24 protein-coding genes and 1 riboswitch are annotated in these 25270 nt (G+C 71.7%); of the genes, 20 read left to right on the top strand and 4 right to left on the bottom strand.

The window, feature by feature from the left end; genetic code table 11:
• Positions 1 to 60: 60 nt before the first annotated feature.
• From HS109_12030 to HS109_11985, 10 genes are all read left to right on the top strand, one after another.
• A complete protein-coding gene (locus tag HS109_12030; protein ID MBE7523101.1) occupies positions 61 to 2109 on the top strand; it encodes a thioredoxin domain-containing protein in 2049 nt (682 codons plus the stop codon).
• Positions 2110 to 2233: 124 nt separating this feature from the next.
• Entirely contained in the window at positions 2234 to 2554 is a 321-nt protein-coding gene (locus tag HS109_12025; GenBank protein ID MBE7523100.1) for a c-type cytochrome, read from the top strand.
• Positions 2555 to 2726: 172 nt separating this feature from the next.
• Positions 2727 to 2822: riboswitch (glycine riboswitch) on the top strand.
• 146 nt (positions 2823 to 2968) lie between these two features.
• Positions 2969 to 4060 carry a glycine cleavage system aminomethyltransferase GcvT gene (gene gcvT / locus HS109_12020; GenBank protein ID MBE7523099.1) on the top strand — a complete coding sequence of 364 codons (1092 nt, stop codon included), beginning with the start codon at positions 2969 to 2971 and terminating at the stop codon, positions 4058 to 4060.
• A gap of 32 nt (positions 4061 to 4092) precedes the next feature.
• Positions 4093 to 4620, top strand: a complete 528-nt coding sequence (locus HS109_12015; GenBank protein MBE7523098.1) for a GNAT family N-acetyltransferase — start codon at positions 4093 to 4095, stop codon at positions 4618 to 4620.
• Between the two features lie 12 nt (positions 4621 to 4632).
• A complete protein-coding gene (gcvH, locus tag HS109_12010) occupies positions 4633 to 5013 on the top strand; it encodes a glycine cleavage system protein GcvH (protein MBE7523097.1) in 381 nt (126 codons plus the stop codon).
• Between the two features lie 24 nt (positions 5014 to 5037).
• Complete coding sequence (gcvP, locus tag HS109_12005; protein MBE7523096.1) at positions 5038 to 8010, top strand: aminomethyl-transferring glycine dehydrogenase; 2973 nt, start codon at positions 5038 to 5040, stop codon at positions 8008 to 8010.
• A gap of 2 nt (positions 8011 to 8012) precedes the next feature.
• Positions 8013 to 9284, top strand: coding sequence for a D-amino acid dehydrogenase (locus tag HS109_12000; GenBank protein ID MBE7523095.1), 1272 nt, complete (start codon positions 8013 to 8015; stop codon positions 9282 to 9284).
• 6 nt (positions 9285 to 9290) lie between these two features.
• Complete coding sequence (locus tag HS109_11995) at positions 9291 to 10052, top strand: hypothetical protein (protein MBE7523094.1); 762 nt, start codon at positions 9291 to 9293, stop codon at positions 10050 to 10052.
• A 112-nt stretch (positions 10053 to 10164) separates the two neighbouring features.
• On the top strand, positions 10165 to 11298 hold the full coding sequence (locus HS109_11990) for a D-alanyl-D-alanine carboxypeptidase (protein MBE7523093.1): 1134 nt from the start codon (positions 10165 to 10167) through the stop codon (positions 11296 to 11298).
• Positions 11299 to 11344: 46 nt separating this feature from the next.
• Complete coding sequence (locus HS109_11985; GenBank protein MBE7523092.1) at positions 11345 to 12211, top strand: D-amino acid aminotransferase; 867 nt, start codon at positions 11345 to 11347, stop codon at positions 12209 to 12211.
• A 41-nt stretch (positions 12212 to 12252) separates the two neighbouring features.
• Here the strand turns inward: HS109_11985 and HS109_11980 are convergent, their stop codons facing one another.
• Complete coding sequence (locus HS109_11980) at positions 12253 to 12759, bottom strand: flavin reductase family protein (protein MBE7523091.1); 507 nt, start codon at positions 12757 to 12759, stop codon at positions 12253 to 12255.
• 223 nt (positions 12760 to 12982) lie between these two features.
• Between HS109_11980 and HS109_11975 the strand changes: the two genes are divergently transcribed.
• Positions 12983 to 14185 (top strand): class I SAM-dependent methyltransferase, encoded by a 1203-nt coding sequence (locus tag HS109_11975; protein ID MBE7523090.1) that lies wholly within the window; start codon positions 12983 to 12985, stop codon positions 14183 to 14185.
• Positions 14186 to 14413: 228 nt separating this feature from the next.
• Positions 14414 to 14686 carry a DUF493 domain-containing protein gene (locus HS109_11970; GenBank protein ID MBE7523089.1) on the top strand — a complete coding sequence of 91 codons (273 nt, stop codon included), beginning with the start codon at positions 14414 to 14416 and terminating at the stop codon, positions 14684 to 14686.
• Here the strand turns inward: HS109_11970 and HS109_11965 are convergent.
• Positions 14670 to 15296, bottom strand: a complete 627-nt coding sequence (locus HS109_11965) for a hypothetical protein (GenBank protein ID MBE7523088.1) — start codon at positions 15294 to 15296, stop codon at positions 14670 to 14672. The two genes, HS109_11970 and HS109_11965, sit on opposite strands and share 17 nt — an antisense overlap.
• Positions 15297 to 15743: 447 nt before the next feature.
• Between HS109_11965 and HS109_11960 the strand changes: the two genes are divergently transcribed.
• The 4 genes from HS109_11960 (at position 15744) to lipA (ending at position 18893) form a co-directional block, all read left to right on the top strand.
• The gene (locus tag HS109_11960; protein MBE7523087.1) at positions 15744 to 16112 is read left to right on the top strand and encodes a DUF2384 domain-containing protein; all 369 of its coding nucleotides are present in this window, start codon (positions 15744 to 15746) and stop codon (positions 16110 to 16112) included.
• Positions 16113 to 16540: 428 nt separating this feature from the next.
• Positions 16541 to 17230, top strand: coding sequence for an RES family NAD+ phosphorylase (locus tag HS109_11955; protein MBE7523086.1), 690 nt, complete (start codon positions 16541 to 16543; stop codon positions 17228 to 17230).
• Complete coding sequence (lipB, locus tag HS109_11950; GenBank protein MBE7523085.1) at positions 17155 to 17919, top strand: lipoyl(octanoyl) transferase LipB; 765 nt, start codon at positions 17155 to 17157, stop codon at positions 17917 to 17919. The genes HS109_11955 and lipB overlap by 76 nt, the downstream gene beginning before the upstream one ends.
• Positions 17916 to 18893, top strand: coding sequence for a lipoyl synthase (gene lipA / locus HS109_11945; protein MBE7523084.1), 978 nt, complete (start codon positions 17916 to 17918; stop codon positions 18891 to 18893). Before lipB ends, lipA begins: the two co-directional genes overlap by 4 nt.
• Before the next feature lie 82 nt (positions 18894 to 18975).
• Here lipA and HS109_11940 read toward each other — a convergent pair whose 3' ends face one another.
• Entirely contained in the window at positions 18976 to 20217 is a 1242-nt protein-coding gene (locus tag HS109_11940) for a murein transglycosylase A (protein ID MBE7523083.1), read from the bottom strand.
• A 148-nt stretch (positions 20218 to 20365) separates the two neighbouring features.
• Positions 20366 to 20746 carry a Co2+/Mg2+ efflux protein ApaG gene (gene apaG, locus HS109_11935; protein MBE7523082.1) on the bottom strand — a complete coding sequence of 127 codons (381 nt, stop codon included), beginning with the start codon at positions 20744 to 20746 and terminating at the stop codon, positions 20366 to 20368.
• Positions 20747 to 20814: 68 nt separating this feature from the next.
• Between apaG and rpe the strand changes: the two genes are divergently transcribed.
• The 4 genes from rpe to HS109_11915 all read left to right on the top strand — a co-directional run bounded on the left by rpe (position 20815) and on the right by HS109_11915 (position 25247).
• Complete coding sequence (gene rpe / locus HS109_11930) at positions 20815 to 21495, top strand: ribulose-phosphate 3-epimerase (GenBank protein ID MBE7523081.1); 681 nt, start codon at positions 20815 to 20817, stop codon at positions 21493 to 21495.
• Positions 21492 to 22232, top strand: a complete 741-nt coding sequence (gph, locus tag HS109_11925) for a phosphoglycolate phosphatase (protein MBE7523080.1) — start codon at positions 21492 to 21494, stop codon at positions 22230 to 22232. Before rpe ends, gph begins: the two co-directional genes overlap by 4 nt.
• A gap of 173 nt (positions 22233 to 22405) precedes the next feature.
• Entirely contained in the window at positions 22406 to 23887 is a 1482-nt protein-coding gene (locus tag HS109_11920; GenBank protein MBE7523079.1) for an anthranilate synthase component I, read from the top strand.
• A 64-nt stretch (positions 23888 to 23951) separates the two neighbouring features.
• Positions 23952 to 25247, top strand: a complete 1296-nt coding sequence (locus HS109_11915) for a DUF4397 domain-containing protein (protein ID MBE7523078.1) — start codon at positions 23952 to 23954, stop codon at positions 25245 to 25247.
• Positions 25248 to 25270: the final 23 nt, after the last annotated feature.

Genomic DNA, 25270 nt, shown 5'->3' with positions numbered 1-25270 from the left:
CCCTTCCCCCTTCCCTCTTCTCCCTTCCCTCGATTCATCCCCTTCTCCCTTCCCTGACTTGTGAATCGCCTCGCCAACGCCTCCAGCCCCTACCTGCGCCAGCACGCCGGCAATCCGGTGGACTGGCACGAGTGGGGCGACGAGGCGCTCGCGCTCGCGAAGAACCTCGACCGGCCGATCCTGCTGTCGGTCGGCTACGCGGCGTGCCACTGGTGCCACGTGATGGCGCACGAGTCGTTCGAGGATCCCGGCGTCGCGCGCGCGATGAACGCGCACTTCGTCAACATCAAGGTCGACCGCGAAGAACGTCCCGACCTCGACCGCATCTACCAGACGGCGCACGCGCTGCTGTCGCAGCGTTCCGGCGGCTGGCCGCTCACGATGTTCCTGACGCCGGAGGGTGCGCCGTACTTCGGCGGCACCTACTTCCCGCGCGAGGCGCGCCACGGCCTGCCCGGTTTCCTCGACCTCCTGCCGCGCATCGCCGCCGCGTACCGCGAACAGGGCGCGGCGATCGCCGACCAGAACGCGCGCCTCGTCGACGCGATGCGCTCGCTCGAGCCGGGCGCGGGCGGTGCGCTGCCGCCCGGAGCGCCCGACGCGGCGTTCGCCGCGCTCGAGCGGAGCTTCGATCCGGTCGACGGCGGGTTCGGACGCGCGCCGAAGTTCCCGCATCCGGCCGAACTCGACTTCTGCCTGCACCGGTACGCGCGCACCGGCGACCGCGATGCCCTTGCGATGGTGCAGACCACGCTCGACCGCATGGCGGACGGGGGAATCCACGACCAGCTCGCCGGCGGATTCTGCCGCTACAGCGTCGACGGGCAGTGGACGATCCCGCACTTCGAGAAGATGCTCTACGACAACGGCGCGCTGCTCGCGCTCTACGCGAAAGCGGCGCGCGTCACCGGCGAGGCCCGCCACGCGGAGGTCGCGCACGGCATCGTCGCGTGGCTGGAGAGCGAGATGTTCGCGCAGGACGGCGCGTTCTTCGCCTCGCTCGACGCGGACAGCGAAGGCGAGGAAGGCCGGTTCTACGTCTGGACGCCCGATGAAGTCCGCGCCGTGGTCGCGCCCGAGGCCTGGCCGATCGTCGAACGCCTCTTCGGCCTCGACGGTCCGCCGAACTTCGAGGGGCACGCGTGGCACCTGCGCGTCGTCCGTCCGCTGGACACGGTTGCGCACGAACGCGCGATCGATCCCGTCCGCGCGCGCGAACTCCTGTCGCAGGCGAAGGCCGCGCTCCTCGCGCGGCGGGCGACGCGCGTGCGGCCGGGCACCGACGACAAGGTGCTCACGAGCTGGAACGCGCTCGCGGTCTCGGGTCTCGCCACCGCCGCGCGCGCGCTCGACGAACCGCGCTACGGCGTGCTCGCCACCGGCGCGCTCGACGCACTCGCACGCACCGTCTGGCGCGACGGGCGTCTTCACGCCACGCGCCGCGGCGAGGAAGGCGCGTTGCCGGCGTACCTCGACGACCACGCGTTCCTGCTCGAGGCCCTCGTCGCGGCGATGCGCACCCGATTTCGCCGCGCCGATTTCGACTGGGCGATCGCGCTCGCCGACGCGTTGTGCGACCGCTTCGAGGACGACGGCGGCGGCTTCTGGTTCACCGCGCACGACCACGAGGCGCTGTTCCATCGCACGATGCCCGGGCACGACAACGCGACACCGTCGGGCAACGGCGTCGCGGCGCGCGCGCTCATCGCGCTCGGGCACCTCGCCGGCGAGCCGCGCTACCTCCTCGCGGCGGAGCGCGCGGTGCGCCGCTTCGCGCCGTCGATCGGCCGCGAACCCGGCGGGTACTCGACGCTCCTGCGCGCCGCCGCCGATCTCGAGCATCCTCCCGCGATCGTCGTGCTCGCGCACGGACCCGATCCGGCGTCGCGCGAGGCGGCCCGGCGGTGGGCGCGTGAACTCGCGCGCAGCGACGACGCGCATGCGCTCGTGTTCGCGCCGGACCCCGCCGACGCACCGGGTGCGCTCGTCAAGGGCGCGCCGCCGACCGCGGGCGTGCGCGCGTGGGTCTGCCGCGCGATGACCTGTGCCGCCCCGGTGGAAACCCTGGACGACGTCAGGGCGTTGCTCGAAACCCGATGCGAGCCTTGAGGCGCGTCAAGGCGGCCCGAGAGGCCGGCCCGCATGCTCCCGGCGACACGGCATGCCCTCGATGGCGGAGCGCGCGCCGTTCCTCTATCATTGACTGTTTCGACCGACTACGGAGACTCGCACCATGAAGGTTTCGCTCCTCGCGCTGGCCGGCATCGCGGCGTTCGCGGCCGGCGCCGCGCAAGCCGACGACGACACGCTGAAGATGCTGCAGAAGGCCGGCTGCACCGCGTGCCACTCGGTGGACAAGAAGCTCGTCGGCCCGGCGTACAAGGACGTCGCGGCCAAGTACAAGGGCGACGCCGGCGCGGCTGCCAAGCTCGCCGAGAAGGTGAAGAAGGGCGGTTCGGGCGTCTGGGGCCCGGTCCCGATGCCGCCGAACGCGGCGGTCAAGGACGACGACATCAAGAAGATGGTCGCCTACATCCTGGCGCTGAAGAAGTAGCGCGGGTGTAAGCGCTCGCTTACTCACGAAGCCGGCGCGAGCCGGCTTCGGCGTTTCCGGCGGTCCGACGCCGGGGTTCCGCGGATCGAGGCGGCGCGATGCGGTTTCGCCGCTGTCGCCGGTCCGCAGCGGCGCACCTTTGACCGCGGCGGACCGCCGCGGTACATTTCGCCCGCCCCCCGCAGGAGAGCGCGCCGGATCGACGTTCCGGCGCCGCCGAAGGCGCAATCCCCGACGATCGCTCAGGCAAAGGGACTGCGGGAGGGAATCGTCATCTGGAGAGCGGCCGCGCATCCGGCGGCCCACCGAAGGGGCACCCGGCCATCCGGCCGGCAATCTCTCAGGTAAAAGGACAGACGGGGCGGGTTCGAGGCATCGGACTCGCCCATCGTGCTCGCCCACCGGGGATCGCTCGTGGCCAGGACCACTCCGCTCCATGCCCTGCACCGCGCCGCCGGCGCGCGCATGGTCGACTTCGGCGGCTTCGACATGCCGCTCCACTACGGTTCGCAGATCGACGAGCACCACGCGGTGCGCCGCGACGCGGGCATGTTCGACGTGTCGCACATGCGCGTGGTCGAGATCGAAGGTCGCGACGCGCGCGCGTTCCTGCGCCACGCGCTCGCGAACAACGTCGACAAGCTCGCCGTTCCGGGCAAGGCGCTCTACAGTTGCATGCTCGCCGACGACGGCGGCGTGCGCGACGACCTCATCGTCTACTTCCTGCGCGACGACCACTTCCGCCTCGTCGTGAACGCGGGGACGGCGGACGCGGACATCGCGTGGCTCGCGAAGCTGCGCGACCGCACCGCACCGGGGCTCGTGGTCCGCCCGCGTCCCGACCTCGCGATGATCGCGGTCCAGGGCCCGAACGCCCGCGCGAAGGCGTGGCAGGCGATCCCCGGCAGCGAAGGCCCCACGTCGGCGCAGAAGCCCTTCTCCGCCGCGCAGGCGGGCGAGTTCTTCATCGCGCGCACCGGCTACACCGGCGAGGACGGGTTCGAGATCGTGATGCCCGCCGCGCGCGCGGAATCCACCTGGGCCGCGCTCGTCGATGCCGGCGTGAAACCCTGCGGACTGGGCGCGCGCGATACGCTGCGCCTCGAGGCGGGCATGAACCTGTACGGACAGGACATGGACCTCGCGACCTCGCCGCTCGAATCCGGCCTCGCGTGGACCGTCGACCTCGCGAGCCCGCGCGACTTCGTCGGCAAGGCGGCGCTCGCGCGCGCGCAACCCGCGCGCGACCTCGCGGGCCTCCTGCTCCTCGACTCCGGCGGCGTGTTGCGTGCTCACCAGCGCGTGCACAGTACGCACGGCGCCGGAGAGATCACCAGCGGAACCTTCAGTCCGACGCTCGCCCGCTCGATCGCGCTCGCGCGGCTGCCCAAGGCCGTCGCGATCGGCGAGACGGTCGAGGTCGAGGTGCGCGACAAGCGGCTGCGCGCGCGCGTCGTGAAGCCTCCGTTCGTGCGCAACGGCCAGGTGAAGGTCGACTTGGCATGAAAGCGCCCGCCCGGCGAGACGACGGAGTCGCCGTGCGCGCGCTCGGACCGGCCGATCTCGACGTGTACCGGGCGCTGCGCCTGCGCGGACTCGCCGAGCACCCCGAGGCGTTCACCTCCGATGCGGCCGAGGAGACGAAGAAACCGCGCGACGCGCTCGCGCAACGGCTCGCCGCCGACCCCGCGCGCCCGCACGACGCGGTGTTCGGCGCGTTCGAGGGCGCGACGCTCGTCGGCACCTGCGGCATCGACGTCGACATGCGCGTGAAGGTGCGCCACAAGGGGCACGTGTTCGGCCTGTACGTGCCCGCCGAGTGCGCGGGCCGCGGCATCGGCCGCGCGCTGGTCGACGCGGTGATCGCGCACGCGAGCGCGTCGCCCGGGCTGCGACAACTGGTGCTGACCGTGACCGCGGGCAACGACGCCGCGCGCCGCGTCTACGAGCGTGCCGGTTTCGCCGTGTTCGGCCGCGAGCCGGAAGCGATCCGCATCGGCGGGCGCGGCCACGACAAGATCACGATGGTGCTGTTCCTTCCTGCGGCGCGCGCGCCGCGTTCCTGATCCGGAGACCCGATGAAGATCCCAGCGGAGTTGCGTTACACCTCGAGCCACGAGTGGCTACGCCGCGAGAGCGACGGCACGATCACGATCGGCATCACCGACCACGCGCAGTCGCAGCTGGGCGACCTCGTGTTCGTCGAACTGCCCGCCGCCGGACGCAAGGTCGCCGCCGGCGAAGCCTGCGCGGTGGTCGAGTCGGTCAAGGCGGCGTCCGACGTCTACGCGCCGGTCGCAGGCACCGTGGTCGCGGCGAACGACGCGGTGCCCGCTGCGCCGGAGTCCGTGAACCAGGATGCCTTCGCCGCCTGGCTCTTCCGCATCCGCCCGGACGATCCCGCCGCCATGGACGCGCTGCTCGACGCGCGCGGCTACCAGGCGGTGATCGGCGACTGACAGGACCACGCAACCGACGACGCCATGTCCGACCCCATCCGCACCCCGACCGCTCGGCCCTCGCTCGCCGACCTCGAACGCCGCGACGCCTTCGTCGCGCGCCACATCGGCCTCTCCGGCGACGACGAGCGCGCGATGCTCGCGACGCTGGGCTTCGCGTCCCGCGCGGCGCTGATCGACGCGATCGTGCCGTCCGCGATCCGCGCGAAGGCGCCGCTCGCGCTGCCCGCACCGGTGGCCGAGCACGAAGCGCTCGCGCGGCTTGCCGCGATCGCCGCGAAGAACCGCGTGCTGCGCTCGTTCATCGGGCAGGGCTACTACGGCACGATCACGCCGGGCGTCGTCCTGCGCAACGTGCTCGAGAATCCGGCGTGGTACACCGCCTACACGCCCTACCAGCCGGAGATCTCGCAGGGGCGCCTCGAGGCGCTCGTCAACTTCCAGACGATGATCTGCGAGTTGACCGGCATGGCGATCGCGAACGCGTCGATGCTGGACGAAGCGACCGCGGCGGCGGAAGCGATGGCGCTCGCGCTCCGCGTGACGAAGTCGGCGAGCCGGACCGTCTATGTCGCCGACGGCGTGTTCGCGCAGACGGCCGACGTCGTGCGCACCCGCGCGGAGCCGATGGGCGTCTCGGTGATCGTGGGACCCGCGCAGGGTGCGGCGGCCGCGGACGCCTTCGCGGTCCTCCTGCAATACCCGGACGCGAACGGCGAAGTCACGGACCTCGCGGCGGTGGCCGCCGCGGCCCGGGCGCGCGGCGCGTTCGTGATCGTGGCGGCCGATCTCCTCGCGCTCACGCTCCTGAAACCTCCGGGCGAATGGGGCGCCGACGCGGTCGTCGGCTCGGCCCAGCGCTTCGGCGTGCCGATGGGCTACGGCGGCCCGCACGCCGGCTTCCTCGCGACGCGCGACGAGATCAAGCGCTCGATGCCCGGCCGGCTCGTCGGCGTGACCGTCGACGCGCACGGCGACCCGGCCTACCGGCTCGCGCTGCAGACGCGCGAGCAGCACATCCGCCGCGAGAAGGCGACCTCGAACATCTGCACCGCGCAGGTGCTGCTCGCGGTGATCGCGAGCATGTACGCGGTCTACCACGGACCCGACGGGCTCGCGACGATCGCGCGGCGCGTGCACCGGTTGACCGCGATCCTGAAGGCGGGCCTCGAACGCCTCGGACTCGCGGTCCGTACGCGCACCTTCTTCGACACGCTGGTCGTCGAGACCGGCGCGCGGACGCAGGCGATCCACGACGCCGCGCTCGCCGCCGGCATGAACCTGCGGCGCATCGACCACGCGTCGGTCGGCGTCTCGCTCGACGAGACCGCGCGCGCGGAAGACGTCGAGCGGTTGTGGGTGGTGTTCGCGGGCGGTCGCGCGTCGCCGAAGGTCGCGGAACTCGACGCGGGCGTGGCCGACGGCTACGACGCCGCCCTCGCGCGCACGAGCGCGTACCTGACCCACCCGGTGTTCCACCGCTACCGCTCCGAGACCGCGATGCTGCGCTACCTGCGCCGCCTCGCCGACCGCGACCTCGCGCTCGACCGGGCGATGATCCCGCTGGGCTCGTGCACGATGAAGCTGAACGCGACCTCGGAGATGATGCCGGTCACCTGGAAGGCGTTCGCGCACCTGCACCCGTTCGCGCCTTCCGACCAGGCGGAGGGCTACCTCGAGATGATCGGCGACCTCGAGCGCATGCTGTGCGCCGCGACCGGCTACGACGCCGTCTCGCTGCAGCCGAACGCGGGATCGCAGGGCGAATACGCGGGACTGCTGATGATCCGCGCCTGGCACGCCTCGCGCGGCGAGTCGCACCGCGACGTCTGCCTGATCCCGGCCTCCGCCCACGGCACCAACCCCGCCTCTGCCCAGATGGCCGGCATGCGCGTGGTCGTCGTCGCCTGCGACGAGCAGGGCAACGTCGACCTCGCGGACCTCGAGGCGAAGGCCGCGAAGCACGCGCGCGAACTCGCGGCGATCATGGTGACCTATCCGTCGACGCACGGCGTGTTCGAGGCGGGCATCACGCGCATCATCGAGATCGTCCACACGCACGGCGGGCAGGTGTACGTCGACGGCGCGAACCTGAACGCGCTCGTCGGCCTCGCGGGGCCCGGAGCGTTCGGCGCCGACGTCTCGCACTTGAACCTGCACAAGACGTTCTGCATTCCGCACGGCGGCGGCGGTCCGGGCGCAGGTCCGGTCGCGTGCAAGGCGCACCTCGCGCCGTTCCTGCCGGGACACCGGAACATGCCGCCGCGGGCACCGGGGGCGGGTGCGCCGGGCAAGGCCATCGGCGCGGTGTCCGCGGCGCCTTTCGGCAGCGCGTCGATCCTGCCGATCCCGTGGATGTACGTGACGATGATGGGCGGCGCGGGCCTCACCGCGGCGACCGAAGCCGCGATCCTCGCGGCGAACTACCTCGCGCGGCGGCTCGCGCCGCACTTTCCCGTGCTCTACAGCGGGCCGGGCGGACTCGTCGCGCACGAGTGCATTGTCGACCTGCGCCCGCTCAAGGCCGCGTCCGGCGTCGAGGTGGAGGACGTGGCGAAGCGGCTGATCGACTACGGGTTCCACGCGCCGACGATGAGCTTCCCGGTCGCGGGCACGCTGATGATCGAGCCGACCGAGAGCGAATCGAAGGAGGAACTCGACCGCTTCGTCGACGCGATGGTCGCGATCCGCGCGGAGATCCGCGACATCGAGGCGGGCCGCCGCGACCGCGCCGACAACGCGCTCAAGCACGCGCCGCACACGGCAGCGGCGGTCGGCGGCGACGACTGGCCGCACCGGTACTCGCGCCGCGAGGCGGGCTGGCCGTCGGTCGCGCAGGAGGCGTCGAAGTACTGGCCGCCGGTCGGGCGCGTCGACAACGTCTACGGCGACCGCAACCTGTTCTGCACCTGCATTCCGGTGGCGGACGCCGACAGCTCCCCGGCGATCGGCATTGCCGACGGCGGCGGACGCGTGCCCGAGCCCCGGCCCGCCTGACGATGCGCATCGTCGTCCTCGGCGGCGGAGTGATCGGCGTCACGGCCGCGTGGTATCTCGCCGCCGACGGCCACGAAGTCACGCTCGTCGACCGGCAACCGGGCGCGGCGCTCGAGACCACGTTCGCGAACGGCGGCCAGATCTCGGCGTCCTACGCGGAGCCGTGGGCGAATCCCGAGGCGCCGCTCAAGGTGCTGAAGTGGCTCGGGCAGGAAGACGCGCCGCTCCTCTTCCGGCTGCGCGCCGACTGGCGGCAGTGGCGCTGGGGCCTCGAGTTCCTCGTCGAATGCCTGCCCGCGCGCACGCGGCACAACACGATCCAGTGCCTCAACCTCGCGCTCTACTCGCGCGATGCGCTGCGCGAACTGCGGAAGGCGACCGGCATCGCCTACGACTGCCTCGAGCGCGGCATCCTGCAGTTCTACACCGACGCGAAGGAGTTCGAGCACGGCGTCGCTGCGGCCGCGCTGATGCGCGAGTACGGCTGCGACCGGGTCGTGCGCACGCCCGAGGAGTGCGTCGCGATCGAGCCCGCGCTCGCGCAGTGCCGCGACCGCATCGCCGGCGGCATCTTCACCGCGTCCGACGAGACCGGCGACGCGCAGGTCTTCACCGTCGAACTCGCGAAGCTCGCGGCGGCGCGCGGCGCGGCCTTCCATTGGAACACCACGGTCGAGGCGATCGAGGCCGCCGGCGACGCGGTGTCCGGCGTGCGGGTCCGCGACGCCGGCGGCGCGACGCGCACGCTCGCGGCCGATGCGTACGTCGTCGCGCTGGGGAGTTACAGCCCGTTCCTGCTCGCCCCGATCGGCGTGCCCTGCGGCGTGTATCCCGCGAAAGGCTATTCGATCACGCTCGACATCGGCGCGCACCGGGGCGCGCCGGTCGTGTCGCTGACCGATCTCGCGTGGAAGATCGTGCTCACGCGCCTGGGCGAACGCCTGCGCGTGGCCGGCACCGCGGAGTTGAACGGCTGGAACACCGAGATGAACGAGCGCCGCTGCCGCGCGCTGGTCGAACGCACCTTCGACCTCTTTCCCGACGCGGGCGAACGCGGGTCCGTCGCCTTCTGGACCGGATTGCGTCCGGCCACGCCGTCGAACGTGCCGCTGATCGGGCGGACGCGCCGCTACCGCAACCTGTGGCTCGACACCGGCCACGGCACGCTCGGCTGGACGATGGCCTGCGGTTCGGGGCGCGCGCTGGCCGACCTGATCGCCGGACGCGAGGCCGGCGTCGATTTTGCTTTCCTCGGCGGACGCCGTTCCGCCTGACCGCGCATGCCCGCACTTCGCTCGCTCAATCGTTTCCAGGCCGCGGGGATCCATCTCGCGATCTCGACCTTCGTCGCCGCGATCGTGCTCGCGGCACTTCTGCTCGTCTGGTATCCGCAGCCGTACTTCCGGCTCGCCGGCGGCGCTGGATTGATGCTGATCCTGATCGGCGTCGACGTGGTGCTGGGCCCGCTGCTGACGCTTGTCGTGTTCGATCCGCGCAAGAAGAGCCTGCCGTTCGACCTGGCGGTCATCGCGACGCTGCAGGTCGCCGCGTTCGTGTACGGCATCTCGGTGATCGCGCAGGCACGGCCGGCCTTCGTCGTGTTCGCCGGCGATCGCTTCACCGTCGTCTCCGCGAACCAGATCAACCCCGAATCGCTGGCGGCGGCGAGCGCCCCGTGGAACACGCTGCCGCTCGGCGGCCCGCGCCTCGTCGGCGCGCGCATGCCCGACGATCCCGCCGAACGGTCGAAGCTCGCGCTGCTCGCCGCATCGGGCATCGACCTGCCGGTGCTGCCGCGCTACTACGTGCCGTTCGCCGAGATCGCCGATGAGCTGAAGGCCGAGGCGCGCCCGCTCGCCGAGCTCAACCGCGGCGACGCGGATGCGAAGACCCGGATCGACGCCGCGCTCGCGCGCACCGGGCGCGCCGTCGACACGCTCGCCTGGGTACCGGTGCTCGGACGCATGGAAGCGGGTTCCGCGATCGTGGACAAGGCGACCGGCGAGGTCATCGCCGTGCTGCCGGTCTATCCGTTCCGCTGAGGGGTCGCTGAGGGGTCAGAGCCGTAATTCGGGCAACGCAGGGCGTTGCCCGAATTACGGCTCTGACCCCATCCAGCTATAATCCGCTTCCGCTCCACATCGCGCACTCCGCATGCTCCGACTTCTCGCGGCGCTCGCGGTCGCCGCGAGCGCGCTGACGCCGCTCCTGTCGGCCTCCCAGGTTCCCGCACCTCCCGCCATCGCCGCCGCCGCCTGGACCCTGGTCGACGCGACGAGCGGCCAGACGATCGCCTCGCACCAGGCGGACGAGCGGCGCGACCCCGCGTCGATCACCAAGCTGATGACCGCGTACGTCGTGTTCGGCGCGCTGCGCCAGAAGACGATCGTGCCCTCGCAGATGGTGACGGTCTCGCAGAAGGCGTGGAAGGTCGAGGGCTCGCGCATGTTCATCGAGCCGCGCAAGAGCGTGTCGGTCGACGAACTCGTGCACGGGATGATCATCCAGTCCGGCAACGACGCATCGATCGCGCTCGCCGAACTCGTCGCGGGGTCGGAGGCCGCCTTCGTCGAGCGCATGAACCAGGAGGCGAAGCGGCTGGGCATGCAGGACACGCAGTTCGCCAACGTCACAGGACTCGCCGACCCGCAGCACTGGTCGACCGCCGCCGACATCGCGAAACTGGCGCAGGCGGTCGTGCGGGACTATCCGGAGTTCTATCCGCTCTACTCGCAGAAGGACTTCCGCTACAACAACATCACGCAGCCCAACCGCAACCGGCTGCTGTGGTCGGATCCCTACGTGGACGGCATGAAGACCGGGCACACCGAAGCCGCCGGCTGGTGCCTCGTTGCTTCGGCGAAGCGCGGCGAGCGGCGGCTCGTCTCGGTCGTGCTCGGCGCGTCGTCCGACCACGCCCGCGCCGCGGAGAGCCAGAGACTGCTCAACTTCGGCTTCCAGGCCTACGACACCGTCGAGCTCTACCAGGCGAGCAAGCCGGTGGCCGCGCTCAAGGTGTGGAAGGGCGCGAACCGCGAGGTGGGCGCCGGATTCCTCGCCGACCGTTACCTGACGCTGCCGCGCGGACGCGCGGGCGACCTCAAGCTCACGCTGGAAGCGATGGAGCCGATCGTCGCGCCGGTCGCGCGCGGCCAGCGCATCGGCGTCGTGCGCGTCGCGCTCGACGGGGCGCCGGTCGCCGAGTTCCCGCTGATCGCCCTCGACGACGTGGGGCCGGCGAACCTGTTCGTCCGCGCGTGGGACAGCGTACGGTTGTGGTTCAAGTAGGAGCGCGACGGCGACTCCCGCCCGCGCCCGACACGAGGACATTACGATGAACGACCAATCGCAGATCGTCTACCTGAACGGAAGCTTCCTGCCGATCGGCGAGGCGCGCATCTCGGTCCTCGATCGCGGGTTCATCTACGGCGACGGCGTCTACGAGGTGATCCCGGCCTACCGGCGCGCGCCGTTCCGGATGCCGCACCACCTGCGGCGCCTGCAGGCGAGCCTCGACGGCATCCGGCTCGCCAATCCGATGGACGACGAGGCCTGGGATGGCGTCGTGCGCGACCTGATCGCGCGCCAGCCGTTCGACGACCAGTCGGTCTACCTGCAGGTCACGCGCGGCGTCGCGAAGCGGGATCACGCGTTCCCGAAAGGTGCGACCGCGACGGTGTTCATGATGAGCAACCCGTTGACGCTGCCGTCGCGCGAACAGGTCGAGCGCGGCGTCGCGGTCGTCACCGCCGAGGACAACCGGTGGCTCCGCTGCGACCTCAAGACGACCTCGCTCGTCGGCAACGTGCTGATGCGGCAGTTCGCGGCCGACCATGCCGCCATCGAGACGGTCATGTTCCGCGACGGCCAGCTCACCGAGGCGTCGGCGTCGAACGTGCTGGTCGTGCGCGGTGGCACCATCGTCGCGCCGCCGAAGGACCACCAGATCCTGCCGGGCATCACCTGTGACGCGACACTCGAATTCGCGCGCGCGGCGGGCATGAGGATGGAGATCCGACCGGTACGTCGCGAGGAGGCGCTCGGCGCCGACGAGATGTGGATCTCGTCGTCGACGAAGGAGGTGCTCGCCGTGACGAGCGTCGATGGCAAGCCGTTCGGAGGCGGCGAACCCGGCCCGTTGTTCCGCCGCATGTACGCGGTGTTCCAGGACCACAAGCCCGCCGGATCACGCCGCGGATAGCCTCGCGCCGGCCGGCCGGCGCGCATGCGGCGCCGTGGTCGTCACAGCGGCCGCGTCGTGGCGTAGCGGTGCTCGTGGAAGACGAGGCCCTGCCCCGCGCCGCGCGCGCAGGTCTCGACGTTGCCGATGAACACGACGTGGTCGCCCGCGCGGTGGCGCGCGTGCCGCGAGCACTCGATCCACGCGACGCAGTCCTCGATCAGCGGCGCCTGCGACCAGCCGAGACGGTAGCCGACGCCCTCGAAGCGATCGATGTGCGGACGCGAGAACCGCCGGGCGAGGTCCGATTGCGTCGACGCGAGCACGTTCACGCTGTAGCGCTCGGCCGCCTCGAATGCCGGGAGCGAGAGCGAGCGGCGCGACAGGCTCCACAGCACGAGCGGCGGGTCGAGCGACACCGACTGGAACGAGTTCGCCGTGAAGCCGACGAAGCGTCCGTCCTCGCGGCGCGCGGCGATCACCGTCACGCCGGTCGCGAACTGCGCGAGCGCGTCGCGGAACTGGTGCTCGGAGAAGGCGCGCGCGGGCGCGGGAGAGGCGCGGTTCAAGGGCGCATCGAGGGCGATCGCGCACGCGCGAGCGGTCCCCGATGGTACCGGATGCCGGCGGGGGCCACCGCGCCACGAGCGCGCCCCGTCACCGGCGGCGACCTCGACGCCGTCCAGAGGCGGACGGGCAGCCGCCCGGTCGCGAACCCCGCTCGATCTCCGCCTGCCGCCTTTGCTACACTAACCCCGCGGCCGCGACCCTGCGATCGCGCGCCGTTCGCCGATGGCCGTTCCGCTGCAGAAGATCATCGCCAGCCGCTACGCAGGCCGCAACGTGCCGGTCGCGCTCGTCCTCCCCGACGGCGGCCGGATCGCGCTTTCTCCGGCGCCCGATGTCGAGATCGTCGCGCGCACCTGGGCCGGACTCAAGGCGCTCGCGTCGCCGGCGATGGGGTCGCTCGCCCGCGCCTACGTCCGCAACGACATCGATTTCTCCGGCGGCGCGAAGCGCATCCTCGCGATCGCGGAATCGCTGGTCGGCGACATCGCGCACGGCCACGACACGGTGCGCGAGCGCTACCGGTTGTGGCGGCACCAGCACCGGCCGAACCAGGCGAACATCCGGCACCACTACGACGTCAGCAACGCGTTCTACCGGCTGTGGCTCGACGAGCGGATGGTCTACTCCTGCGCGTACTTCGAGCGCGACGACATGACGCTCGACGAGGCGCAGCTCGCGAAACTCGACCACATCTGCCGCAAGCTCAGGCTCGAGGAGGGGCAGCGCTTCCTCGACATCGGCTGCGGCTGGGGCGGTCTCGTGTTCCGCGCGGCGGAGAAGTTCGGGGTGCGCTCGACCGGCATCACGCTCTCGAAGAACCAGTTCGAGCACGTGAAGCGCGAGATCGCCGCGCGAGGGCTCGAAGGCCGCGTCGAAGTCCGGATGCAGGATTACCTCGACCTGCCGGAGGACGAGCAGTATGACCGGATCGCGAGCGTCGGCATGTTCGAGCACGTGGGCGTCGCGCGCTTTCCGAAGTACTTCGGCAAGATCGCCCGCGTGCTCGCGCCCGGCGGCTTCGTGCTGAACCACGGCATCACCCACAACGCGACGCACGGCGCGAGCCTCGGCAGCGGCATCGGCGATTTCGTCGAGGAGTACGTGTTTCCGGGCGGCGAACTCACCCACGTGCACCGCGTGATCGAAGGCATGGCCGCCGCGGGGCTCGAGGCCGTCGACGCCGAGGCGTTGCGCGAACACTACGCGCGCACGCTGTGGCACTGGACCGACCGGCTCGAGGCCAACAGCGATGCCGCGCGCCGCGAGGCGGGCGAGGAGCGCTTCCGCGTCTGGCGCGTCTACCTCGCGGGCTCGGCGCACGCGTTCGACCGCGGCTGGCTCTCGCTGTGGCAGATCCTCGCCGGCAAGCCGCTCGCCGACGGCAGGCTTCCCCATCCGGGGACGCGGCGGTACATGTATCCGTAGTCCCGGGGTCGTGGGTCGGGCTTCAGCCCCGGGGTCGTGGGTCGGGCTTCAGTCCCGGGGTCGTGGGTCGGGCTTCAGCCCGACGCTTTCGGCTTCGTCCCCCGGAGCCCCGTCGGACTGAAGTCCGACCCACGGCGACCCCCTTGCGGGTCGGGCTTCGGCGCGACGGGGTTGCGCGACGGCACGGCGGGCGCAACATGGGGTTCAATGAAGACGCTGGATTCGATGATGGCCCACGAAGGGCGCCCCTCCGCGCTCGAATTCCCGACCGCCTTCCCGATCAAGGTGATGGGCCGGCGGACCGACGACTTCGCGCAGGCGATCGTCGAAGTCGTGCTGCGCCATGCGCCCGACTTCGACCCCGGCACGCTCGAGATGCGTACCTCGCGCGAGGGCAACTACCTGTCGGTGACCGCGACGATCACCGCGACGTCACGCGAACAGCTGGACGAGCTCTACCGCGAGCTCGTCGCCCATCCGCGCGTCACGATGGTGTTCTAGCGGAATCGGACCGGTTCGGGCATCTGCCGCCGAGCGTCGCCGACAGGACTCGCGCCTCGATGCGGGCACGGCGCAGGCCCTTGCTGGTTCGACGTCCGAACAGCGCGGCGAGTCCGAGGCCCGACTCGAGCCAGGGCAGCCCCCGGCGCAGGACGCGAACGACGCCCTCCGAGGGGTGACCGTCGAAGTACCGCTCGACGAGTTCGGCGAGCAGCATCGCGGACTCGTGCTCGCCGATCGGGCCGGCGAGCGCGATCGTGTTGAGGAACTGGAGCAGGTCGGCGGACTGGACGATCGGCAACGGTACCAGCGCGCCGGCGTTCTCCTCGAAGTCGATGCGCCGAAAGCCGCCGTCGGCGTCGATCGTGACGTTCTTGATGTGCGCGGCGCCGTGCCAGTGGCCGGCGCGGTGGAACCGCGCGAGGTCGTCCGCGAGTCTGCCGAGCTCACGCTTGCGGGTCGGCTCGTTCCAGCTTTCGAGCCGTCGGTCGACGTCCGCCCCCCGTCCTCGAGCACGATCACGTCGCTCGCGCGAGCGAGCACCCTCGCGACGCGCACGCCGCCATCCGCCATGGCGTCGAGTCGCGTGAGCTCGTAGTCCGTTCGCCAAGCCGCCGCGATGTCGCCGGGCGTGAGGCGGAGAGGCGGAAAACCCGCCGCCGACGCGATGAGTCGCAGCATGGGCCCGGTCGTGAACCAGTGCCTGTGCGGCGGCGCCAGGCGTTTGGCGAACATGCGCACGCCATGAAACTCGAATGCGCTAACGTGCCGCCCCGAGCGCGCGAGCGCCGCGCGGGCGGGTTCGATCAGGTCGTGTCGTTCGGGATGTTCCATGATGAATCGAGCGGCAGTTCGCCGGTCCTTCGGGCGTGTTCTCGGCGTGCGATCCTGGCGATGTCGCCAGTGTAGCGGGCAGCGCCAGCTGGCGCACCCGACGTCCGCGGTCCGCGGCGGTTGCCGGTCAACGATTCCTGTGGGAAAATAACGGTCGAATTATTGCTGCAGAAATGGGTCCACGACCATGACTGCCCACCTGATCGTTTCGCCCGCGACGCGCATGCACGCTGCCGCGCCCTCGCCGGCGAGCGTGCTGACGCGGGCGACTGTCCGGGCCGCCGACCTCCTGGGCTTTACCCAGAAGGAGGTGTCCGCCATCCTCGGACTCTCGGAGGCGTCGGTGTCCCGCATGCGTGCCGGGGCGTACGTCCTCGATCCCGACCGGGCGAAGGAATGGGAACTCGCCCGCCTGTTCGTGCGGCTGTACCGATCGCTCGACGCGCTGTGGGGTCACGGCGAGGAAGCGAGGACCTGGCTCGCGACGTCGAATCTCGCGTTCGCCGCAGCGCGGCCCCGCGAACTCCTTGCCTCCGTCGAAGGCCTCGTCCGTGTCGTCGCGTACCTGGATGCCGCGCGCGGAAGGGTGTGACCCCCCCCCGAAGCGGCCTGCGGCCGCCGCCCCCCAGGGGGCCCGCGCCCTTGGGGCGGCCCGGCGGGCGCGGATGACCCCCCCGAAGCGGCCTGCGGCCGCCGCCCCCCAGGGGGCCCGCGCCCTTGGGCGGCCCGGCGGGCGCGGATGACCCCGAAGCGGCCTGCGGCCGCCGCCCCAGGGGCCCCGCGCCCTTGGGGCGGCCCGGCGGGCGCGGATGACCCCCGAGCGGCCTGCGGCGCCGCCCCAGGGGCCCGCGCCCTTACGGGGCGGCCCGGCGACGCGCGGGCTGAGCGTCCGCGAACACGGCGATGAGCGACGCATCGACGCTTCGCGCCGCCGCCGCGGTGCGACGTATCCGCACGGCGGCTCGCCGCTACGCCGGCGGCATCTGGCGCGCCGTCGAGGCACAGCACGTCGCCTCGACGATGTCCCTCGTCGACACGCTCGACGAGCAACGCGTGCTCGAGCATCTGCTCGACGAAGGCAAGCCGGGGCTTCCCGAGGCCGCGGCGCGACTCGACTACCTGCTCGCCACGCCGTTTCGCTACCGCCCGCCGCCGGGCGGATCGCGTTTCCGCGGCGACAACGATCCAGGAGTGTTCTACGCCGCCGACGCGATCCGCACCGCCTGCGCCGAACTCGGCTACTGGCGCTGGCGGCACCTGATGGACGCGGCCGGCATCGACGCGATGCCGGACAAGCCCCAGACGGTGTTCCGCGCGAAGGTCGCGGCGAGCGCGATCGACCTGCGGGGCGCGCCGTTCGTCGCGGATCGCGCGCGCTGGACCGACCCGGACGACTACCGCGCCTGCCAGGCGCTCGCGCGCGTCGCGCGCGAGTCCGGCGTCCAAGCGATCCGCTATGAATCGGTGCGCGATCCGGAGCACGGCGCATGCTGCGCGGTCCTGCATCCGGACGCGTTCACGTCGCGCGTGCATGCGGATCCGCAGACCTGGTGGCTGTCGGTGCGGCGCGACCGCGTCGTCTGGCAGCGGTCCGGCACCTCGCGCGGCGAGTCGTTCGAGTTCCTCGCGTCGGGATGGGCGCGCCCGCACGCGACACCCGCGCCCGCCGCGCGCCGCAGGCCGCGCACGACACACCGGTTGCCGAAGTGAGCGAGGCGTTGGCCGACCTCCGTTGGATCGCGGGCGCGCCAACCCGGCGCGACGCATCGACCGGCATCGTCGTGCGCACGCTGGGGCGCACCGACTACGAACGCTGCTCTCGCGCGATGCGCGCGTGGACCGACGCGCGCGAACGCGACACGCCCGACGAACTGTGGCTCACCGAGCATGCGCCCGTGTACACGCTCGGCCTCGCCGGACGCCGCGAGCACCTGCTGCGCGACAACGGCATCCCGTCGTTCAAGGTCGACCGCGGCGGGCAGGTGACCTACCACGGGCCGGGCCAGCTCGTCGTCTACGTGATGGTCGACCTCGCACGGCGCAGGCTCGGCGTGCGCGAACTGGTCCGGCGCCTCGAGGCCGCGGTAGTAGAATGGCTCGGTTCGTCGGGGATCGATGCCCGCGGGAAGCCGTCGGCGCCCGGCGTGTACGTTTCGCGCGACGGTGTCGAGGCGAAGATCGCGGCGCTGGGCTTGAAGGTGCGCAACGGCCGCACCTACCACGGCATCGCGGTCAACGTCGCGATGGACCTCTCGCCGTTCGCGGACATCGACCCCTGCGGCTACCCGGGTCTCGCCGTGGCGCAGGTGTCGGAGTTCGGCGTCGCGACCGATGTGGCGCGCGCCGGCGAGACGCTCGCGCCGATCCTCGCGCGCACGATCGCCCGCCCCTCGCCATGACCGCCGACTCGCCCCCTCCCGCCACCGACGCCCGCGGCGTCAAGGAGAAGGGCGCGGCGAAGACCGCCCGCATTCCGATCAAGGTCGTCGCCTCCGAGCCGCTGCGCAAGCCGGCGTGGATCCGCGTGCGCGCGGCCTCGTCGCCGCGCTTCTTCGAGATCAAGGAGATCCTGCGCGAGCAGAAGCTGCACACGGTGTGCGAGGAGGCGTCCTGCCCGAACATCGGCGAGTGCTTCGGCAAGGGCACCGCGACGTTCATGATCATGGGCGATCTGTGCACGCGCCGCTGCCCGTTCTGCGACGTCGGGCACGGACGCCCGCTGCCGCTCGACGCGGACGAGCCGGCGCACCTCGCGACGGCGATCGCGGCGATGCGGCTCTCGTACGTCGTGATCACCAGCGTCGACCGCGACGACCTGCGCGACGGCGGCGCGCAGCACTTCGCGCACTGCGTCCGCGCGGTGCGCGAGCGCTCGCCCGCGACGCAGATCGAGGTGCTGGTGCCCGATTTCCGCGGTCGCATGGAACGCGCGCTCGCGATCCTCGAGACCGCGCCGCCCGACGTGATGAACCACAACCTCGAGACGGTGCCGCGGCTCTACAAGCAGGCTCGGCCGGGCGCCGACTACGCGCATTCGCTCGCGTTGCTGCGCGAGTTCAAGGCGCGCGTGCCCGGCGTGCCGACGAAGTCCGGCCTGATGGTGGGGCTGGGCGAGACCGACGAGGAGATCCTCGCGGTGATGCGTGACATGCGCGCGCACGGCATCGACATGCTGACCATCGGCCAGTACCTGCAACCGACCTCGGACCACCTGCCGGTGCAGCGCTACGTGCATCCCGACGCGTTCGCCGAACTCGAGCGCGCGGCGTACGCGATGGGGTTCCGGCACGCCGCCGTCGGCGCGCTCGTGCGCTCGTCCTACCACGCCGACCGGCAGGCCGAAGGCGTGCTCGAGCACGCATCCGAAGGCTGAGTCGCGACCCGGCGCTCGATGCGCCGCCCCAGGAAACGCCGGCGCTACTGTCAACTGACAACTGTCAACTGACTCCTGAACCTCAGCCGGGCGGCTTGCGTCCCTTCGGCCACAGGAGCCAGAGACTGCCGTCCTGCCGCATGCGGCCCGCTTCGCTTCCGGCCTCGTCGCCGAAGCCCCAGAAGAAGTCGGCGCGCACCGAGCCGCGGATCGCGCCGCCGGTGTCCTGCGCCATCACGAGCCGCTCGAGCTTCGCGTCCGACCGCGGACGGGTCGTCGCGAGCCAGACCGGAGCGCCCAGCGGAATCGAGCGCGGGTCGACGGCGATCGCGCGACCGGCGAGCAGCGGGGCGCCGAGCGCGCCGTAGGGTCCGTCGATCGTCGCATCGATCGTGCCGGGCGCGGGCGGCGGCACGTCGCGGAAGAACACGTAGCTCGGGTCCTGGTCGAGCAGGTCGCGCAGTTTGTCGGGGTTGCGCTTCGCCCACGCGCGGATCGCCTGCATCGACGCGGTGTCGCGCGTGAGTTCGCCGCGGTCGATCAGCGCCCTTCCGATCGAGCGGTACGGGTGCCCGTTCTGGTCCGCGTAGCCGACGCGCATCACGCTGCCGTCGGAGAGTTCGATGCGCCCCGACCCCTGGATCTGCAGGAAGGCAGCGTCGACCGGGTCGGCGACCCACGCGAGCGCCTTGCCCTCGGTCGGCGCCGCGCCGCGCGCGATCTCGGCGCGGGTCCAGTAGGGCACGACGCGCCTGCCGTCGATGCGGCCGCGCACCCGCTTGTCCTTCAACTCCGGGTAGAGCGACGCGAGGTCCACCGTCAAGAGGTCGTCGGGCGAGGCGTAGAGCGGTACGGTGAACTCGCCGGTCTTCACGAGGCTGCCGCGCAAGAGCGGCTCGTAGTAGCCGGTGACGAGTCCGACCGTGCCCCCGTCGGGGAACGCGACCGACCACGGCGTGAACCACGCCTCGAAGTACGCGCGCACCGCCGCGCGGTCGCGCGCATCGACGCCCGCCGCGGCCTCGCACGGCGCGCTCCAGGCCTCGCGCTTCGCCGGCCGCGCGAGCATCGCGCGGCAGGAGACGAGCCACGCGGGCCAGGCTTCCTCGACCCGGTCCTCGCTCCAGCCGGGCAGCGCGCTCCACGGCTCGGCCTGGAAGCGCGGCGGAAGCGACGCGGTGTCGGGCGCGGGCGGGCTCGGCGGCGAAGGTTTCGGAGGCGCGGGCGGCGCGGTCACGCATCCGGCGAGAATCGCCGCCGCGAGCGTCGCCAGCAGCGTCGATCGTGCGTGAAGGCGCGCGGGACTCGCCGCTGCCGCGATCATGGGAGAATGCGCCCGAGGCCGCGATGGCATGGATCTACCTCGAATCGCTCGTCGCGCTGATGATCGCCGTGGCGATCGTCTGGTGGACCGTCGCGCCGCTGCGCCGGCGGCAGAAGCGCGAACGCCAGCGCGACCGCGGCGACGGTCATCAGTGAAGCGTGCGCGGGACCGACAGCGTGAACCGCTCGATCGGCGCGTCGAATTCGCAGCCGTCGGTCGCGACCATCCGGTAGCTGCCTCGCATCGTACCGACCGGCGTGGCGATGCTCGCGCCCGACGAGTACTCGAAGGTCTCGCCCGGCGCGATCGTCGGCTGCTTGCCGACGACGCCCTCGCCGCGCACCTCCTGGACGCGGTGCTCGCCGTCGGTGATGATCCAGTGGCGCGAGACGAGCTTCGCGGCGAGCGTGCCGACGTTGGTGATGCGGATCGTGTACGCGAACACGAACTGCTGGCGCGACGGATCGGACTGGTCGGCCACGTAGCTCACGACCGGCTCGATCCTCATGCCGTAGCGGGCATCCTGCATCGTCTGATTCGCGCGCGCTGGCGCCGTTTCCCCGAGCAATCGCGACTCGGTACACTACCACGAAGGCCATGACCACGACCTGCAGGATCGCGCCGTCGCTGTTGTCCGCGGACTTCGCCCGCCTGGGCGAGGAGGTGCGCGCGGTCGTCGCCGCGGGCGCCGACCTCGTGCACTTCGACGTGATGGACAACCACTACGTCCCGAACCTGACCGTGGGGCCGCTGGTGTGCGAGGCGATCCGTCCGCACGCCGGCGGCGCGCCGATCGACGTGCACCTGATGGTCGAGCCGGTCGACCGCATCGTGCCCGATTTCGCGCGGGCCGGCGCGACGTTCATCAGCTTCCACCCCGAGGCGTCGCGCCACGTCGACCGCACGATCGCGCTCATCCGCGAGTCCGGCTGCCGGCCGGGACTCGTCTTCAATCCGTCGACGCCGCTCGACTGGCTCGACTGGACGCTGCCGAAGCTCGACCTCGTGCTGCTGATGAGCGTGAACCCGGGCTTCGGCGGCCAGTCGTTCCTTCCGCACACGCTCGCGAAGCTCGCGCGGGCCCGCGCGCTCGTCGACGCCGAGCGCGCGCGTTCCGGGCGCGAGGTCCTGCTCGAGGTCGACGGCGGCGTGAAGGTCGACAACATCGGCGCGATCGCGAAGGCCGGCGCCGACACCTTCGTCGCGGGCAGCGCGATCTTCGGCGCGAAGGATTACCGCGCGACGATCGCCGCCTTGCGCGCGGCCGCCGCCGCGTGACCGCCGAAGGCGGCCGCGCGCCCGGAGCCGCGGCGGTCGAGGCGAGGCGCTTCGACGTCGATGCCGTCGCGTTCGACCTCGACGGCACGCTGCTCGACACGCTGGGCGACCTCGCGCACGCGATGAACGCGACGCTCGTCGATGCCGACTGCGCGTCGCTGCCCGAGGCGACGATCCGCGACCTGGTCGGCAAGGGCATCCCCCACCTCGCGCGCCGCGCCTTCGAACTCGCGCGCGGGAGGCCGCCCGCGGACGACGAACTCGACGCGATCGTGGCCCGCTATTTCGCGCACTACGAGGCGACGCTCGGCGAGCGCTCCGCGCCCTACCCGGGCGTCGTCGAGGGACTCGGCCGGCTGCACGCGGCGGGCCTGCCGCTCGCGATCGTGACCAACAAGGCGACGCGGTTCGTCGCGCCGCACCTCGACCGTTCGCCGCTCGGCGTGACCTTCGACGCGATCGTCGGCGGCGACGATGCCGCGGCGAAGAAGCCCGCGGCCGCGCCGCTCGAACTCGTCGCCGCGCGGCTTCGCGTCGACGTCCGGCGGTTGCTGATGGTCGGCGACTCGGCGAACGACGTCGCCTGTGCGCGCGCCGCCGGCGCGCCGGTGGCCGTCGTGAGCTACGGCTACCGGGAAGGCCGGACCGTGCAGGACCTGGCGGCCGATGCTATAGTCGATTCCCTCGGCGAACTGCCCGGCCTCCTTTCGCGCCGCCGACCGCAAGGTCCCCGATGAACCCCGCCGCCTTCGTCCCCTCCGTCCGCCGCGCCGTCGCGTGGCGGCCGAGCACCGGCGCGTGGCGCTGCTGGCGCCGCTCCTAGTCCGCCGCCCGCGCCCGGCGTCCGCGCTCTCCCCAAGGACGCCCACGACAGCAGCACCGAGCAGCACCCTCGACTCCGGGGCCGTCCATGTTGACCGAATCCGAGTTCCGCGCGCTCGCCGCGCGAGGCTACAACCGCATCCCGCTCGTCGAAGCCTCGTTCGCCGACCTCGACACGCCGCTGTCGCTCTACCTCAAGCTCGCCGGCACGCGCGACACCTACCTGCTCGAATCGGTCGTCGGCGGCGAGCGCTTCGGGCGATACTCGTTCATCGGACTGCCGGCGCGCACGCGCATCGCCGCGCGCGGCCGCGCGATCGAGGTGAGCGAGGACGACCGGGTGGTCGAGCGCCACGAAGGCGATCCGATCGAGTTCGTGCGCGGCTTCATGAAGCGCTACCGCGCGGCGCCGCTGCCCGACCTGCCGCGCTTCTGCGGCGGCCTCGCGGGTCTCTTCGGCTACGACACGGTGCGCCACATCGAGCGCCGGCTCGCGCACACCGCGAAGCCGCCGACGCCCGGGCTCGCCGCGATCCCCGACATGCTGCTCGTGCTGACCGAGGAACTCGCGGTCGTCGACAACCTCGCCGGCCGCATCTCGCTCATCGTGTACGCGGATCCGAAGACGCCGGACGCCTGGGCGCGCGGCGTCGCGCGGCTCGACGAACTGCGGCGCAAGCTCCGCGTCCCGGTCTCCATTCCCTATCAGGCCGCGCTCGCGCGCACCGAGGCCTCTAGCGAGTTCGGCGAGCTGCCGTTCAAGGCGGCGGTCGCGCGCGCGAAGGAGTACATCGCGGCAGGCGACGTGATGCAGGTCGTGATCTCGCAACGCATGGCGCGACCGTTCGCCGCGCCGGCGATCTCGCTCTACCGGGCGCTGCGCTCGATCAATCCGTCGCCCTACATGTTCCACTACGAGTTCGGCGACTTCCAGGTGGTCGGCGCCTCGCCGGAGATCCTCGTGCGCAAGGAAGGGCGCGACGTCACGCTGCGGCCGATCGCCGGCACGCGGCCGCGCGGCCGCAACCGCGAGGCCGACGAGGCGCTCGCCGCGGAACTCCTCGCCGACCCGAAGGAGATCGCCGAGCACGTGATGCTGGTCGACCTCGGCCGCAACGACGTGGGGCGCGTCGCGACGACCGGGTCGGTCCGCGTGACCGAGCGCATGGTGGTCGAGCGCTATTCGCACGTGATGCACATCGTGTCGAACGTCGAGGGCACGCTGAAGCCCGGGCTCGACAGTCTCGACGTGCTGCGCGCGGCGTTTCCCGCGGGCACGGTCTCCGGCGCGCCGAAGGTGCGCGCGATGGAGATCATCGACGAGCTCGAGCCGTCGCGCCGCGGCGTCTACGCCGGCGCGGTCGGCTACCTCTCGTTCCAGGACGACATGGACACCGCGATCGCGCTGCGCACCGCCGTGCTGGCCGGAGGCATGCTCTACGCGCAAGCCGGCGGCGGCATCGTGCACGACTCGACGCCCGAGGGCGAATGGCAGGAAACGCTCAACAAGGCGCGCGCGTTGATGCGCGCGGCGGACCTCGTCGAGGCGGGTCTCGACGCTCCGGCGTGACCGGGCGGCCCGTTCCCCTATGGCATCATTGCGCAGAATCGCCCGCCCCGGATCGCACACGCCCATGGTCACCCGCCGTCGCCTGATCGTCGCAGCCGCTTCCGCCCCGGTCGTCCTCGCCGGATGCAAGGTGCGGACGATCAACTACTTCCCGCCGACGCCCGCGGACGTCCGGTTCGTGAACCTCGCGGTGGACAGCCCGGGAATCGACGTGCGCGTCGGCGACTCGACGCTCTGGTCGGGCGTCGCGTTCGAACAGGTCACGCCCTACGTCGAACTGGACAACGAGCAGACGACGTTCCAGCTCTTCGCCACCACCCTCGGCCAGGAAGTCGCCAACGTGACGATCAGCCTCGCGGGCGAACAGGCCTACACGTTGCTGTCCTACGGCACGGTCGCGCTCACCTTCGCGCTGGTCGCGCCCGACACCTCGTCGAACGCCGGCGACGGCAACTTCCTGTTCCGCGTCGTCAACGTCGCCGCCAGCCTGCCCGCGTTCGACATCTACATCGCCGATCCGGCGATCCCGGTCGACGACAACCTGTCGCCGAACTTCTCCAACCTGCAGAGCGGCTCGTCCACGATCGCGCTCCGTCTCTCGATCGGCACCTACAGCGTGCGCCTGGCGGTCGCGGGAACCAAGTCCGTCGTCTACGACTCCGGCCCGCAGGTGTTCGGCGGCAACCTGTCGACCGACTTCGTCGCCTACACGCTGGGGACCGCGTCGCTGCCGCAGGGCATGCAGCTCGACGTGAACGAGGGCGGCACCCAGGCGGTGCTGCCGAACCGGGTCGCCTCGGCGCGCATCGTGAACGGCGCGGTGCAGACCGGCGCCATCGACGTTTCGATCGCCGACACCTCCGTGGCGTCGGCGCTCGCCTACGCGACCTCGACCACCTACGAGTTCATCACCGCCGGTTCGAGCCTGGTCACGGCCCAGGCGACGAGCACGCCCGGCGCGGCGATCGCGACGCTGCAGGCGGAGTTCGGTTCGGCCCGCGAGTCGACGCTCGTCGTCCTGGGACTGCCCGGCGCCACGCGCATCCTCGCGTTCCTCGACGACAACCGGTTGCCGGTCGCCGGCGCCGCCAGCGTGCGGTTCGTCAACGCGAGCTCGGACACCGCCGCCTACGACGTCTTCGTCGGCGACACGAAGCTCGTGTCCGCGCTCGTCGCGGGCGCGGCGTCGCTCTACCTGCCGATCGTCGCCGGCACCAACACCGTGACCTTCCGCGATCCGGGCACAGGCGCCGTGGCGCTGACGATCGCGGATCTGGCGTTCGGCGACGGGAACGTGAAATCGATCTTCGCCGTCGGCACCGCCGGCGCGCTCGCGTCGATCGTCAACTCCGATCGCTGACGGGCGGGCGAGCGTCGGCGCGA

The organism is Burkholderiales bacterium (assembly GCA_015075645.1).
Lineage (GTDB): Bacteria > Pseudomonadota > Gammaproteobacteria > Burkholderiales > Casimicrobiaceae > VBCG01.
This window is presented reverse-complemented; position numbering and strand designations above follow the sequence as displayed.

Excerpts from the sequence above, each read along its gene's own strand:
- HS109_11970 (MBE7523089.1), top strand. The coding sequence starts at position 14,414 with ATGGCCCACGAAGGGCGCCCCTCCGCGCTCGAATTCCCGACCGCCTTC.
- rpe (MBE7523081.1), top strand. The coding sequence starts at position 20,815 with ATGACCACGACCTGCAGGATCGCGCCGTCGCTGTTGTCCGCGGACTTC.
- HS109_11955 (MBE7523086.1), top strand. The coding sequence starts at position 16,541 with ATGTCCCTCGTCGACACGCTCGACGAGCAACGCGTGCTCGAGCATCTG.
- gcvH (MBE7523097.1), top strand. The coding sequence starts at position 4,633 with ATGAAGATCCCAGCGGAGTTGCGTTACACCTCGAGCCACGAGTGGCTA.
- HS109_12025 (MBE7523100.1), top strand. The coding sequence starts at position 2,234 with ATGAAGGTTTCGCTCCTCGCGCTGGCCGGCATCGCGGCGTTCGCGGCC.
- HS109_11975 (MBE7523090.1), top strand. The coding sequence starts at position 12,983 with ATGGCCGTTCCGCTGCAGAAGATCATCGCCAGCCGCTACGCAGGCCGC.
- HS109_11990 (MBE7523093.1), top strand. The coding sequence starts at position 10,165 with ATGCTCCGACTTCTCGCGGCGCTCGCGGTCGCCGCGAGCGCGCTGACG.
- HS109_11920 (MBE7523079.1), top strand. The coding sequence starts at position 22,406 with ATGTTGACCGAATCCGAGTTCCGCGCGCTCGCCGCGCGAGGCTACAAC.
- HS109_12000 (MBE7523095.1), top strand. The coding sequence starts at position 8,013 with ATGCGCATCGTCGTCCTCGGCGGCGGAGTGATCGGCGTCACGGCCGCG.
- lipA (MBE7523084.1), top strand. The coding sequence starts at position 17,916 with ATGACCGCCGACTCGCCCCCTCCCGCCACCGACGCCCGCGGCGTCAAG.
- HS109_11960 (MBE7523087.1), top strand. The coding sequence starts at position 15,744 with ATGCACGCTGCCGCGCCCTCGCCGGCGAGCGTGCTGACGCGGGCGACT.
- apaG (MBE7523082.1), bottom strand. The coding sequence starts at position 20,746 with ATGCAGGATGCCCGCTACGGCATGAGGATCGAGCCGGTCGTGAGCTAC.
- HS109_11915 (MBE7523078.1), top strand. The coding sequence starts at position 23,952 with ATGGTCACCCGCCGTCGCCTGATCGTCGCAGCCGCTTCCGCCCCGGTC.
- HS109_11995 (MBE7523094.1), top strand. The coding sequence starts at position 9,291 with ATGCCCGCACTTCGCTCGCTCAATCGTTTCCAGGCCGCGGGGATCCAT.
- lipB (MBE7523085.1), top strand. The coding sequence starts at position 17,155 with ATGGGCGCGCCCGCACGCGACACCCGCGCCCGCCGCGCGCCGCAGGCC.
- HS109_11985 (MBE7523092.1), top strand. The coding sequence starts at position 11,345 with ATGAACGACCAATCGCAGATCGTCTACCTGAACGGAAGCTTCCTGCCG.
- gcvP (MBE7523096.1), top strand. The coding sequence starts at position 5,038 with ATGTCCGACCCCATCCGCACCCCGACCGCTCGGCCCTCGCTCGCCGAC.
- HS109_11940 (MBE7523083.1), bottom strand. The coding sequence starts at position 20,217 with ATGATCGCGGCAGCGGCGAGTCCCGCGCGCCTTCACGCACGATCGACG.